10 protein-coding genes are annotated in these 14,284 nt (G+C 57.4%); 7 read left to right on the top strand and 3 right to left on the bottom strand.

What is annotated here, in order from left to right; all coding sequences use genetic code 11:
- The first annotated feature begins 18 nt into the window (after positions 1-18).
- The 5 genes from U9O48_RS17020 to U9O48_RS17000 all read left to right on the top strand — a co-directional run bounded on the left by U9O48_RS17020 (position 19) and on the right by U9O48_RS17000 (position 5,197).
- Positions 19-381, top strand: coding sequence for a putative holin (locus U9O48_RS17020; protein ID WP_282494207.1), 363 nt, complete (start codon positions 19-21; stop codon positions 379-381).
- A gap of 10 nt (positions 382-391) precedes the next feature.
- Positions 392-637 (top strand): hypothetical protein, encoded by a 246-nt coding sequence (locus U9O48_RS17015; protein ID WP_324722829.1) that lies wholly within the window; start codon positions 392-394, stop codon positions 635-637.
- Between the two features lie 213 nt (positions 638-850).
- Positions 851-4,066, top strand: coding sequence for a molybdopterin cofactor-binding domain-containing protein (locus U9O48_RS17010; RefSeq protein ID WP_324722828.1), 3,216 nt, complete (start codon positions 851-853; stop codon positions 4,064-4,066).
- Between the two features lie 12 nt (positions 4,067-4,078).
- Complete coding sequence (locus tag U9O48_RS17005; RefSeq protein ID WP_282494210.1) at positions 4,079-4,537, top strand: (2Fe-2S)-binding protein; 459 nt, start codon at positions 4,079-4,081, stop codon at positions 4,535-4,537.
- An 81-nt stretch (positions 4,538-4,618) separates the two neighbouring features.
- Complete coding sequence (locus U9O48_RS17000) at positions 4,619-5,197, top strand: NTP transferase domain-containing protein (RefSeq protein WP_390888450.1); 579 nt, start codon at positions 4,619-4,621, stop codon at positions 5,195-5,197.
- A gap of 170 nt (positions 5,198-5,367) precedes the next feature.
- On the opposite strand, the gene U9O48_RS16995 is transcribed toward U9O48_RS17000, so the two are convergent.
- A complete protein-coding gene (locus U9O48_RS16995) occupies positions 5,368-6,840 on the bottom strand; it encodes a nucleobase:cation symporter-2 family protein (protein WP_285144911.1) in 1,473 nt (490 codons plus the stop codon).
- Between the two features lie 471 nt (positions 6,841-7,311).
- Between U9O48_RS16995 and ygfT the strand changes: the two genes are divergently transcribed.
- On the top strand, positions 7,312-9,252 hold the full coding sequence (gene ygfT / locus U9O48_RS16990; protein WP_285144912.1) for a formate-dependent uric acid utilization protein YgfT: 1,941 nt from the start codon (positions 7,312-7,314) through the stop codon (positions 9,250-9,252).
- Positions 9,249-9,716: a 4Fe-4S dicluster domain-containing protein gene (locus U9O48_RS16985; RefSeq protein ID WP_285150796.1), complete on the top strand. Its 468-nt coding sequence runs from the start codon at positions 9,249-9,251 to the stop codon at positions 9,714-9,716. Before ygfT ends, U9O48_RS16985 begins: the two co-directional genes overlap by 4 nt.
- Before the next feature lie 52 nt (positions 9,717-9,768).
- Here U9O48_RS16985 and ssnA read toward each other — a convergent pair whose 3' ends face one another.
- Complete coding sequence (gene ssnA / locus U9O48_RS16980; protein ID WP_285150795.1) at positions 9,769-11,103, bottom strand: putative aminohydrolase SsnA; 1,335 nt, start codon at positions 11,101-11,103, stop codon at positions 9,769-9,771.
- A complete protein-coding gene (gene ygfK / locus U9O48_RS16975; protein ID WP_285150794.1) occupies positions 11,100-14,204 on the bottom strand; it encodes a putative selenate reductase subunit YgfK in 3,105 nt (1,034 codons plus the stop codon). Before ygfK ends, ssnA begins: the two co-directional genes overlap by 4 nt.
- Between the last annotated feature and the right edge of the window lie 80 nt (positions 14,205-14,284).

Genomic DNA, 14,284 nt, shown 5'->3' with positions numbered 1-14,284 from the left:
ATTTAAAGGGGAACTACTATGGATTTGTTGACTTCTCTTTCGTCACTTCCTTTTTGGAATGAGATGCCGATGACATTATTGACTCAATATGAAAGTATTTCTTTACTGGCCGGAGCGGCCTGCGGCGCCATTATCTACACCGTCAATATCAAATATGTGAGCTTTTGGCAGCGCAGCGCTTATTTCGTGGTCTCCTTTATTTTAGGCGTCAGCTGTGCCGAAAGCACAACCAACCTGTTAAACAAAGGCATGGATAAATTTATCAGCCCGGCACCGGAACTGAACAAAACATTTACCGCCGCATTAACCGCAGCCATCGCCGTCAGACTGATTAATACCATTATTGATATTTTACTAAAACGCTTAGCAGACAAAAAATAAAGGTGTCATCATGGATTATCTCGCTCTCTATGAAATAACCGCGCTGCTGATTATTCTTATCCGATTGATTACCCTACGCAGAAATCATCCGATAAAACTCAGCGTGCTCAGTGTGACCTACTGGCTCGCTATTGTCGTCTGTTGCATGTTAATCGTGAGATTGCTGGACGGGCGAATAGTGGCAAGCCGGGCGCAGCTGGCTTTTATTGTGCTGTTTGGCGTGATTGCCTGGGTTGATAAGATCTTAAAGAACTAACCTCCTTCCCGATAGAGATAGTTTTATCATAGTGATACGCGTTTTCTCCATTTGATAGGGGCGCGTCGTGCCCCTCGATCCCACGTTACCCCCTCGCACGATTTTTTCTGAATTGACTTCACAGAACGCTATTCAAATTCCCTCTGCCACGAGAGATGGCACAGCCATTGCTTCATCACCCTATCTTTTTTCTGTTAGCGGAGAGGAAACAACATGGAAACATTGCTGGTTGGCAATGAGGTGCCGCGGGTAGACGGGCTTGCGAAGGTGAATGGCAAGGCCGTGTACGGCGATGACATCAGAATGAAGAATATGCTGTATGGCGCGTGTCGATATGTCGATATCCCCGCCGGGCGAATTGATTCTGTGGATTTGTCGGAGGCGGAGAAGGTCCCTGGGGTGATAAAAATCGCGACCTGGAAAGATATTCCCGGTCAACGCAGCCTGGGCGTGATTATTCCCGACTATCCCCCGATTATCGATCGTGAAATCGCCTATCGCGGCGATGTGATTGCCGTGGTGGCTGCCGAATCTTATGAAGTCGCCTGTCTTGCGGTCGACAAAATCAAGGTAACTTACACCCCCTGGGAACCGATTACCTCTCCCGAAGAGGCGATGAAGCCCGGAGCCCGGCTGATTCACAGCGAGCTGGACAGCAACATCATTAATCACCATCACACGGTGAAAGGCGATATTGACGCCGGGTTTGCCGCTTCCACGCGCATTTTTGAACGTGAATATGAGGTCGGATTCCAGGAACATGGCTATATCGAACCGGAATCGATCACCGCGTATCTGGATGATAACGAGCAGATCATGACCATTTCCGGCTCGATTCAGAATGCGCACCGTATTCGCGGCATCGTGGCCAAATATCTCGACCTCCCGCAGGCCAAAGTGAACGTGAAACGCTCGGTACTGGGCGGCTCGTTTGGCGGCAAAGATGACATCATTGATAACCTGGCGTGTCGCGCGGCGCTACTGGTTCACCTGACGGGACGTCCGGTGAAGTTTACCTACAACCGTGAACAGTCGATGCGGGAAAGCTATAAACGCCACCCCTATAAAATGAAATACCGCATCGGGCTCGACGACGACGCCCACATTCAGGCGATGAAAATCGAGATTATCGCCGACGGCGGTAGCTACTCCGGGCAGACGGTGTTTGTGACCTGGCGCAGCTCGGTCCAGGCGGCAGGCCCGTACAACATTCCAAAAGTGCGCGTCGATGTGACGGGCGTCTACACCAACAATAACTACACCTCGGCCTATCGCGGCTACGGCGCACCGCAGGTGATTTTTGCCAACGAATCCCTGATGGATGAAGTGGCGGAGATCATCGGGTTGTCGCCGGTGGAATTCCGTCTGCGCAACGTGTTGCAGCAGGGTGATACCAGCATGGCCGGGCAGGTCTTCGATAAACACAAGGTTTCCGCCGAAGAGGTTCTGCAAAAATCGCTGATTAAGGCGGAGTTTGAAGCGAAGCGGGCGCACTACCGGGAACTCAATGCGCAGGGCGGCCCGATTCGCTACGGCATCGGGTTTGCCCTAAGCCATCGCGGCTGCTCGCTGGGGGCGGAAGGGCTGGATGCGTCGTCAGCGCTGATGCAGGTGAATGCGGACGGCAGCGTTAACATCTCTACGTCGGTATCGGAGAACGGGCAGGGGCTGCAAACCACCATGTCGCTGCTGGCAGCCGAAGCCTTTGGTATCGGGCTTGATCGGGTGATGTTCAGCGAACCGGCGACGGCGATGATTGCCGATGGCGGCTCTACGGTGGCCTCGCGCGGCACGCTGATGGGCGGACAGGCGATTCTGAGCGCGGCGAGTAAGATCAAAAAACGCATGGCGGCGGCGATCAAAGAGACGCTGAAAGCCGGTAGCGATGAGGATCTGGTCTGGCGGGAAGGGCGCGTGTTCCATCGCCATCATCCTGAGCACAGCCTGAGCTTCCAGCAGGTGGTCGACATGACCAAAGCGACCGGCGCGAATCTGTCATCCTACGGCTGGCACGTGGCTCCCGATATTCACTGGGACGAGGAAAAAGGGAGCGGTAGCCCGTACTTTACCTGGGTTTATGGCTGTCAAATCGCCGACGTGGCGGTGGACACGCGCACCGGTAAAGTGACGGTGAACAACGTGGTGGCGACTCACGACGTCGGCAAAGTCATCAACCCGGTCGGGTTCGTCGGTCAGGTTTATGGCGGCGTCCTGCAGGGGATGATCGGCTACGGCATGCTGGAAGATTTCAACACCGAGCACGGCGTGGTGAAGTCGGAAAACTTTGATACCTACCTGCTGCCGACCATCAAGGACATGCCGCACATCGACGTTATCGCCGTTGAGAACCATGACAACGCCGGGCCGATGGGAGCGAAAGTGATCGGCGAGCCGGTGCTGGAGCTGGGGGCAGCTGCGTTAAACAATGCGGTGAGTTTTGCCATTGAACGCTACAACCGCACTCTGCCGCTGACGCTCGAGCAGGTCAGACTCGGCTACAACCTGAAAAAACCGGAACGTCAGAGCGAGTTGATGCTCGACTCCGAAGAGAAAAAGCAGATCCACCGGCTCAATTCTGTTTCGTTAAAAATCCCTCACACGCTGGAAGAGGCGCTCACTCTGCTGGCTGACACTAAGGCTGTGCCGATTGCGGGTGGTACCGATTTGCTGGTTCAGGCGCGCATGAAATCAGAAGGCGTGCCGCTGGTCAATATCGCGGCATTGCGGGAGCTAAAAGAGATAGCTGATGTGAACGGCGGCGTGTCGGTCGGGGCGGGTGTTTGCTTTAGCGACCTGGTCAAACATCCGCTGATTCAGGCGCGCTATCCGCTGCTGGTCACGGCCTGTCGCACGGTTGGCTCACTGCAGCTGCGCAATCGCGCGACTATTGGCGGCAACATCGTCAACGCCGCGCCGTGCGCTGATTCGCTGCCACCGCTGATTATCTATGATGCTGAAGTTGAGCTGCGCAGCCTGCGGGGCGTGCGCCGCATGCCGGTCAGCCAGTTTGTCACCGGCGGGTATCGCACCTGCCTCGAACCGGATGAACTGGTGACACATATCCATCTTCCGGCTCCGATGAAACAGCCGCTGACTACGCGTTATCTGCAGCTGGGACGGCGAAACGCCCTCAACATCACCCGCCAGAGTTTAACCGGCCAGTTCCACGTGGATGCGGCGGGGGTCATTCAGGTTTGTCGGCTGGTAGATGGGGCGCTGATGAGCAAGCCGCAGCGTTTGACGGTCGTCGAGCAGGCTCTGGTGGGCAAACGTCTGACGGCTGACACCATCGCGCATGCGGAGCAGGTGCTTCATACCCTGATCGAAGGCGCAATTGGCGGGCGCTGGTCTGCCCCGTACAAGATTCCGGTATTTATCGATATGTTCCGGCAGATGCTGCTGGAAGTGATGACAGAGCAGAGCAAATAAGGAGCCATGACCATGAATCATATTGAGCTTATTGTGAATGGCATTCGCGTTTCTCGTGATGTCGAAGATAACCAGCGTCTGATCGATTTTCTGCGTGACGACCTGCAGCTGACGGGCACCAAAGAAGGGTGCTCCGTCGGGGAGTGCGGGGCCTGTACGATTGTTGTCGATGGCAAATCGGCGTGCTCATGCCTGCTGCTGGCCGCCCAGTGCGACGGGGCAGAGATTGAGACCGTCGAAGGGCTGTATCGCGATCCGGTCGGCAAGCGCCTGCAAAATGCCTTTGTCCGTCACGGCGGCGTGCAGTGCGGCTTTTGCACGCCGGGTGTGCTGATGAGCACCAAAGCGCTGCTGGACGTGAACCCCACTCCTGACGATGACGAGCTGAAAGAGGCGCTGGAGGGCAACCTCTGCCGCTGCACCGGATATCAGCCGATCATCACCTCCATTAAAGCCGTCCTGAAAGGGTAAGTCGAACCGACACCGCCGCGCAGGCGGCGGTGTAACTGGAGGAGAAGAAGGGTGAGTACCAGGCAAACAAAAGAGTGCGTCATGCTGGCGGCAGGTCTCTCCAGCCGGATGGGAAAGTGGAAACTGATGATGCCCTGGGGCGACGGGACCATCCTCGATAGCGCGCTTGCCAGCGCGTTATCGTTTTGCGATCGCGTGATACTGGTGGCCGGACATCGTGGCAATGAGCTGGCGCTGTACTACCAGGATCATCCGCGCATCGACGTTATCCAGAACCCTGACTACGAGGCGGGGATGTTTTCCTCTGTTCAGTGCGGGGTGGCTGCGGTGACCTCTGCACGCTTTTTCCTCGCGCTAGGGGATATGCCGGAAGTCACTCCCGACGTTTATCGCACCCTGTGGTCTGGCGGAGATCGGGACGTCTGTTTGATCCCCGGACACAACCGGGGGAAAGGACATCCCATTTTGTTGCCTCAGCGAGCCAAAGCGCTGATCGCGCACGCGCCGGAAGGCTCCACGCTTAAAGATGTAATCAATCAGATCGAAACGCACGTGGTGAGTGTGGAAGAGCAGGGCATTCACTGGGATGTTGATACGCCAGCGCAGTATTCGCAGGTCGCGCAATGGAGTGGTCGAGCCTGCACGATGACTTCAAAGTAATCTTTTTCTGCATCGCCCCGGTGGCCTGCCTGCCGGGGCGTTTTTTTTGGCTCGTTAAAAGAGTAACCCGAAGCTGAAGCGGCTGCTCAGCCCCAGGTCGATGGCCTGCTGAACGGCGGGAACCGCCAGCAGCGCCAGAATGATCGCCGCAACCAAAAGTCGGGTTGCCATCACTTCTCTTCCTGCTGCAGAAGCTGCTGCTCTTTTTGCACTTTGCGCAGCAGGAGCCACATCCGCACGGTTCTCACCGCCATATTACGCGCCGCCGAGCTGGGCGGGAGCGGGTCTGGCACCAGTGCGTCGTGGGAGACGCGGAAAGGCACGCTTCCATTCAGCGTCAGGTTAGCGACAATCGCCGTCAGCGTGCCGATGGTGATCCCGCTGTGCAGGAACAGCTGAACCATCGGCGGGAACTGGCTAAACAGATTAGGCACCAGTACCGGCATCATGCCGAGGCCCAGGGTCAACGCCACCACCATCCCGTTGTTGTTATTGCGGTAGTTCACCTGTCCCAGCGTGCGAATGCCGGACACGGCCACCATCCCGAACATCACAATCCCCGCGCCGCCGAGCACCGGTTTCGGGATCAGCACCACCAGCGCCGCCATTTTGGAGAAAATGCCCATCAGCACCAGAATCATTCCCGAGACGGAAACCACATAGCGGCTGCGAACGCCCGTCAGGCCGATCAGCCCGACGTTCTGCGCAAAGGCGGCGTAGGGGAACAGATTAAAGAAGCCGCAGAAGGTGGTCGCCAGCCCGCAGGTGTTAAGGCCATTGCGCAGCATCACCGCATCCACTTTTTTGCCCACGATATCGCCCGTCGCCATCATCGATGACATGGTTTCTACCATCACGACCACCATCACCATCGACAGCAGCGCGACGGGGATAATGTGAAACTCAGGCTTCGCGAAGGGCATCACCGTCGGCAGGTGGATCCACGGGGTGGTATGGACGAGGCTGAAATTAAGCGGCTTGAAGAAACTCCACAGCACGGTACCAATTACCAGTCCGATCAGCACGGAGGTGTTTTTAATTACCCCCGAGGCGAAGGTGTAAATATTAAGGATAATCACCAGGGTGATGGCCCCCATCAGCAGGCAGAACAGATTGCCGAATCCGGGCATTTCGCTTGAGCCACCGCCAATCCAGCCTCCCGCCACGGGCATAATCGACAGGCCGATCAGCGTAACGATCCCGCCCATCACCACTTTCGGGAAGAAGCGGACCAGGCGGCTAATCCAGGGCGCGCAGCAGAGAATGAAAACCCCCGAGACAATCACCGCGCCGGAAATCCCGCCGATGCCGTACTGCTTGCCGATCAGTACCATCGGGATCAGTGCGGCAAAAGTACACCCCTGAATCAGCGGCAGTTTACAGCCCAGCCACTGGGTCGCGCCCATGGACTGAATGATGGTGGCGATGCCGCAGACAAACAGATCGGCACTGATCAGTAGAATAATATGCTCGGGGGGAAGCCCCACCGCGCTGCCCACCACGAGCGGCACCGCCACCGCACCGGCGTACATCACCAGCACATGCTGCAGACCGTAGAGGATCATTTGAGTTATGGGCAGAATTTCGTCAACCGGAGCGGTTGACCCTGTGGCTCGTGGAGCCGGAATGGCCATGTCTTTCATAAAAAGGTTGTCTCCTGTACGACCCCAGCACACCGATTGGGTTGAAAGCTGAAGTTACGATTCGAAGGCCTTAGCCTCCCTGCGCTGATGAGATCACCAGCATGTTGCGCACACGGAGAGTGTTATGCGTAAGCTGTGCCAGAAATGAATGCGCAAACCCGTGATGAATATATTCTGTGAATTAAATCACGCGTCGTCGGAAATAATGAAATGCCCTGAAATAAGTTTGCGAGGCGAATTCCAATACACACTCTCTGGCGATATCACATTGAGAAGAATTATCTCTCATAATGGTATGGTCATCGCAGATAGCGTCCATATTTTCAAAAGGTTAACGTTTTAAATATCCGGGTTGCCGAGCGAGTTTTTGATATGGCTCGCAAAATGGCGTTTCGAAAAATCCCTCAACCAAACATCGCCTGATAATTGCATAGCGTCCCTGAGTCATTTCAGAATAATAAAGGGAAGCAAATGAATAAATTTATTGTCGCGGATGCGGCGAATTGTATTGGCTGCCATGCCTGCGAAGTCGCCTGCGTTCTCTCCCATCACCAGGATAGCTGGCCGCAGCAGCGAAGTGATTTTCTTCCGCGCATTCATGTCATTTTTAAGCGCGGTGCCAGCAGCGCTACCACCTGCCATCATTGCAATGACGCGCCCTGCGTCGCCGTTTGCCCTACCCAGGCGCTGTTATTCGCCAACGACAGCGTGCAGTTCCGCCAGGAGGCGTGCATCGGCTGTAAAAACTGCGTCATCGCCTGTCCGTTTGGGGCCATTGAGATGGTGGCGAACGACGAGTCATCGCCGCTGCTGGCGCAAAAATGCGATCTGTGCAGTGAAAATGCCTCCGGGCAACAGGCCTGCGTGGCGAACTGCCCGACGCAGGCGCTGCGCCTGGTAGACGAAAAGGCGCTCAACCAGCTCAGGCGCGAACGGCAAATCCGCTCGGCGCTGGGGCAGCAGCAGGAGCCGCATCACGGAATCCGACGCCAGGAGATGTTGAACAAACCGCCGCGCATCGGGGCGAAAAAGGTCGATGCCGAACAGCGCAAACAGCATTTCGACGAGATTTACCGCCCGCTTGCAAAGTGCGATGCCGGATATGAAAGCGAGCGCTGCCTGAGCTGCGCGCAAAAAGCCTGGTGCAACTGGACCTGTCCGCTGCATAACGCGATTCCGGATTTCATCCGTCTGGTGAATGAGGGCAAAATTATTGAGGCCGCCGAGCTGTGCCATCAGAGCAGCTCGCTGCCGGAAATCTGTGGCCGGGTGTGCCCGCAGGACCGACTCTGCGAAGGGGCCTGCACGCTGAAAAACGAAGGCGGATCGGTGGCGATCGGCAATCTTGAGCGCTATATCACCGATACCGCTCTGGCGACGGGCTGGCGACCAACAATCGGCGAAGTGGTGCCGCGCAAAGAGCGGGTGGCGGTGATCGGGGCCGGGCCTGCGGGGCTGGGCTGTGCCGATATTCTGGCGCGCGCGGGTGTGCAGGTGGATGTGTTTGATCGTCATCCGGAAATTGGCGGGCTGCTGACCTTTGGCATTCCGCCTTTCAAACTCGATAAAAATATTCTTGCGGTGCGGCGCGAAATTTTCAGTGAAATGGGGATTCGTTTTCACCTTAATCAGGAGGTGGGCCGCGATATCGCTTTCAATGAGCTGGTGGACATCTATGACGCTGTGTTCCTCGGCGTGGGCACCTACGGCCTGATGGCCGCAGGGCTGGAGGGCGAAACGCTGCCGGGTGTCATTCAGGCGCTGCCTTTCCTGATCGCCAGTACCCGCGAAGTGATGGGCCTCGAAGAGGTGGCGGAGTACCCGCTGACCGAAATCAAGGGCAAACGCGTAGTTGTGCTCGGCGGCGGTGATACGGCAATGGACTGCCTGCGCACCGCCATCCGTCGGGGGGCCGCCAGCGTCACCTGCGCCTATCGCCGCGATGAGCAAAGTATGCCCGGCTCGAAGAAAGAGGTCGGTAACGCACGCGAAGAGGGCGTGGAGTTTCAGTTCAACGTGCAGCCGCGCGTTATTCAGTCCAACCGCAAAGGCCAGGTGAGCGCCATTGGGCTGATCCGCACTGAAATGGGCGAGCCCGGCCCGGATGGACGCCGCCGTCCGCAGCCGGTGGCCGGGTCGGAATTTGAACTGCCTGCCGACGTGCTGATCATGGCCTTTGGTTTCCAGGCGCACGATATGCCGTGGCTGCGCGGGAACGGGATCGCGCTCGACCGCTGGGGGCAAATTTGCACCGGAGGGAAAGATCGCGGCACGACGCAAACCAGCAACGACAAGGTTTTTGCGGGCGGAGACGCCGTTCACGGCGCGGATCTGGTGGTCACGGCGATGGTGGCCGGACGGCAGGCGGCGCAGGAGATGCTGACGCTGTTTAAGCGTAAGGAGGAAGCATGACGCGTTTTATTTTTGCCAGCCCGGAAGCTTGTATTGGCTGTCGGACCTGCGAACTGGCCTGCGCGCTGGAGCACGGCGCGCCGGGCGGCAAACTTCAGCCGCGACTTACCGTGCTGCGCCTGAATACCCTGAGCGTTCCGGTGATGTGTCATCAGTGCGAGAACGCGCCCTGCGTGGCGGTCTGTCCGAGCGGAGCGTTATCGATGGGGAAAGAGCGGGTTGAAGCCGATGCCGGAAAATGTATCGGCTGCCAGCGCTGTGCGGTGGTTTGTCCGTTTGGCGCGATCACCATTGAGATTAAGGCTGGGGAATTACCGGCGATGGTGAAATGCAGTCTGTGTGCTGGCAGGGAGCGCGGCCCGGCCTGTGTCGAAGCCTGCCCGACGGCGGCGCTGAGTCTCATGACTGAACAGCAGCTGGTGGCGCTGCGACAAAAGCGCCAGGCCGATACCGTCAGTTGGTGAAGGCTGGCGCGAACAAATCCCCCCGCAGCGTCTCGCCGGGGGGATTTTTTTATCAGGACAGGTTATCCATCCGCGCCCAGAGTTTCTTCGCCACCCTTCGTGCTTCGGCGAAGATCGGTTCGCAGTCGAAGGTAAACTGCCGGTTTTCATAGATCATCACGCCGTTGACCATAACACCACACACGCTGGCAGACCCCATGCCGAAGGCGATATGCCCGGCGATGTTTTCGGCAATAAGCGGCGTCGGAGGTTGATAGTCACACACCGTCAGATCCGCTTTGAAGCCCGCTTCAAGGCGGCCAAAACGAGCGTTGAAGTTGCGGTTCAGTAGCTCGTTGCCGTTGCTCAATGCGCGGGCAAAGCTGTCCGGCCACAGCGGCCCGCCCGCGTCGCGGTGTTTGAAGAAGGCAAACTTCATCTCCTCAAACATATCGGAGCCAATGCCGTCGGTCCCTAGCGCCAGATTGCGTATTTCCAGTAAATGTTGGTTATACCCGACGTGGTTGTTCATATTGGAGCGGGCGTTGTGCACCAGAAAACCGTCGCTGGCATTCAGCAGCGCAATATCCGTTTCGGAAAGATAGAGGCCGTGGGCGACCAGCGTTTTGCTGTCGAGCAGGTCGAATTCGGCGAGGCGCACCAGCAGATCTTTCCCGTAGCGGTGATGGCTGTGCGAAACGTCATACCCGTCTTCGGCGGCATGAATATGCAGGCCGCGCCCGGTGATTTTGAGCGCTTCTTTCAGCATTCCCAGCCCTTCATCGGGCACGGTAAAGGGCGCGTGAGCCCCAATGTGCGCCTCAACCAGATACGGCTGCTCGCCTTTTTTCCGGGCCGCATCGATCTCCCCGGCGAAGCGAATGTTCTCTTCGACACCGGCTACCAGCTCTTTGGTGCCGCCGTTACGATCGGTGGTTTCGAAACAGGTCATGCCGCGCAGGCCGACTTTCAGGAAGGCGTTGCGCAGCTGGCTGAGTGAACCGCCGATGTACTCAGGCGAGGCGTGGTGATCAATCACCGCGGTACAGCCGCTGCGCACCGCCTCCAGCGCGCAAATCAGCCCGCTGTAGTAGAGCGACTCTTCGTCCAGCGCGCGATCGAGACGCCACCACAGGTTTTTTAGCGTTGAGATAAAATCCGGGCAGGGAGGGATGGTCGCCTGAATGCCGCGCGACAGACCTGAGTAGAAGTGGTTATGCGCGCAAACCATCCCCGGCATGACGATTCGCCCGTTCATCTCTTTGCTTTTCGCCTGCGGATAGCGCGCGGCGAGCGACGTTCCGACCTCCAGAATGACGTCGTTTTCGATGGCGATATCGACGTTTTCCCACACTTTCGCCGGATGCAGCTGCACGCCCGTCGCATTTTTCAGAATGATAATACTCATACTTCAACGCCTCCCAGCAGATAGCTATGGTGCTGATGGACATGGCTGATGATGCGGCAGAGCGCGTTCAGCTCCGGTGGAACCTCGGTGAACTGGCTGTCCTGGCCGATCGCGAGCTGCCAGGTTTGGTCGTTCTGCCGGACGTGTACGCTGTGGTTGTCGATGAAGAAACCGGGGTTGCTGCTGTGCAGAAAATCCTGCATCAGGCTGAACACCGTGACTTTGTCTTTGTACGGTTTTCCCTGCCACGGACAGAACTGCGCGCAGTTCCCGCACTCGTTGCAGTACGCATCCAGATGCAGCGTCTGATAGCGGTTCTGGAAGCCAGGTACGGCGATGGAGACGTTGGCGCGGTTCGGGCAGACGTCGACGCACTTACTGCAGATATAGTTGCACTCGAGACAACGGCTAGCCTCCTGGGCAACAAACGCATCGCTGTCGTCTTTGCTGATTTCAGCGATGGCAATCGCCCCTTTGCGCTGATAAACCTGCGCCGGATCGACGTTGTTCCAGTGTTTGTTGGCGTGAGAACTGGCGATGTTTTCCCGCGCCAGGATCACGTCCGTCGCCCGCCGGGCATTGCCGATGGCGGCGACGATGGAAGACGGACCGCGCTGGACATCGCCAATCAGGAACACGCCCGGTTTGCGGGTCTCCCCGTCGGCATTGACCTCTGGCCAACCCTGTGCATCCAGCGGAATACCCATCGCGGCCAGCGCGTCGGTGTCCTGCTGTTCCCCGATGGCGGTGATCAGCGTATCGACCTGCATGGTGCGGGTTTCAGCGGTGTCGACCGGGCGGCGACGGCCTTTTTCATCAGGATCGCCGAGCATCATCACCCGCACGACAAGCGTCCCATCGGCGTTGAATTGCTCCGGATTGCTCAGGAACTGGAAGGCGACGCCATCATGCAGGGCCTCTTCATACTCCTCCCGCCAGGCCGGCATCTCCTGCTGCGAGCGGCGATAGACGATGGTGGCTTTTTCTACTCCCGGTACGCGCAAGGCCGCGCGGGCGCAGTCCATCGCCGTATTCCCCGCGCCGACAATGGCCACGTGTTTGCCGAGATGCAGAGTATCGCCACTGTTGAATTCGCGCAGGAAATCGAGGGACTTGCGCACGTTCGGGTTATCGCCGCGCAGCTTCACGCCGCTGTTTTTGTTGGTTCCTGTGCCGACCAGCACATAGTGGAAGCCCTGCTGCTGGAGTTTTTCCACGCTCAAATGCGGGTCGCAGCCGTAGACAATTTTCACCCCGTGGTCGACCACAAAATCGATGTCATGCTGGATGAGTTCGCCGGGAATGCGGAACTGAGGAATGATGTTTTTGACCACGCCACCGGCGTTCTCTTCGCGTTCAAACAGCGTAACCGGGTGCCCGGCGCGAGCGAGGAAGTAACCCGCCGCCAGCCCCGCGGGACCCGCGCCGATCACGGCGACCGGATGAAGTGAACCGGAACCCGCCGGTTTGTGCCAGCGACGCTGATACTCCTCCCAGCCTTTTTCGAGGGCGATTTTTTTCAGTTCGCGGATGTTGAGTGCGCTGTCGTAATCGAGGCGCGTACAGTTGTACTGGCACTGGTGATCGCAGATATGGCCGGTGATAGCGGGCAGGGCGTTGCGCTGGTAGATAAGCTCAAGCGCGTCGGCGTATCGCTGCTGCCCCAGCAGGCTGATGTATTCCGGAATGTCCTGCTTGATGGCGCAGGCGGTGACGCAGGGGGCGACGTAGCAATCGAACATTGGCAGCGGTTCGGCGACTTCAATGCGATCTTCCGGCTTCCAGCTTTTCTGGGTATAGGCCATGGTCGTCGCTTTTTCGGCCAGCGCGTTCAGGCGCGCGACGTCAATCTGCGGCATCTCCCAGCAGTCGGAGGACTCCAGCTCATGCAGGCAGGCGGTCAGGCGCAGGTAGCCGCCGGGTTTGAGCAGATCCGTCGCCATGGTGATTGGGCGAATCCCGGTTTCGAAGATCTCGCGGATATTAACCTGGCTGGCCCCGCCGGAGTAGGAGATGGGCAGCTTGCCGTCGAACTCGCGCGACAGCAGCGCCGCAACGTTGATCGCCAGCGGGAACAGCGCGCGCCCGGACATGTACATTTCGCCGCCCGGCAGCGCGCCTTTGTCGTTGAGCGTGCCGAGGGTGTTGGTGAGTTTCACCCCGAAGCCCAGCGAGCGCGTTTTGGCGAGGGAGACCAGACGGTTGAGCATCTCCAGCGCCCGGTCAATTTTGAGATCGTGCTCGAAAGATTCTTCGCTGAGTTTGATATACCCGAAGCCGCAGGCGTCGAGAATTTCGCGCACGCGTGGGTAGCCTAATAGCGTCGGATTGAGCTTCACGAAGGTGTTGAGGTTTTTCTCTTCCAGCATGTAGCGGCAGATGGCTTCGATTTCATCCGGCGGGCAGCCATGCATGGTGGACAACGTGATGCTCTGCACTAACTTGCCCGGAATGCGCTGGGCCAGCGTCGCAAGGTGATATCGCTTCGCTGCCGGATTGACGCGATTAATAAAGGACTCATCCTGCAACCAGCGGGTGAGTGTGTTGCGATATTCGGCAAATTTAGGCTGGGCAGAGGCATCAATCATATTATCGATAAACTGCTGCATCGGCGGCTGCTTAATTCCCTCGAGGTTATACCCGACGCTCATATTAAAAATAAAGGATTTGCCATTTTCGACGGGAGTGAGAGGGAAGAGTTCTTCCAGCAGATGCAGAATAAACCACGCCTTGAGATATTCATCCCAGGCTTTCAGAAGGGTAAATTCCGTTGACCATTCGGTGTTAAAACATTCGTCTTCCGCATCGATACAGGGTTTTTCCAGTTCCAGGCGGTCGAGTATTTGCACGGTTTTCAGTTCGATAAACCGCCCGCCGGTCAGCCAGGAGGTAATGATATTCTGCGCCAGCTGGGTGTGCGGCCCTGCGGCAGGGCCCACGGGCGTTGTGCAGTTTTCGCCAAACACGCTCAGGCTGTGCGGTGCTTTCTGCTGATAAAACTGCTGTTCCGGAATACCAAAAATGGAATGCTGGCTCTGGTATTCATCAAAAATGCGCGTCAAGAGTTCCTCAAACGGAACGGGACGCATAATATCCCCCATAACCTTCTCCTTAATTTGTCAGAAAGACATTGCTCGTGTTGTGATAATTCCAGTGAATGAGGAGAAGGAGAGCAATAATC

Source organism: Lelliottia sp. JS-SCA-14 (genome assembly GCF_035593345.1).
Lineage (GTDB): Bacteria > Pseudomonadota > Gammaproteobacteria > Enterobacterales > Enterobacteriaceae > Enterobacter > Enterobacter wanjuensis.
The sequence above is the reverse complement of the archived record's forward strand: the minus strand, read 5'-3'. Positions and strand labels throughout refer to the sequence as shown.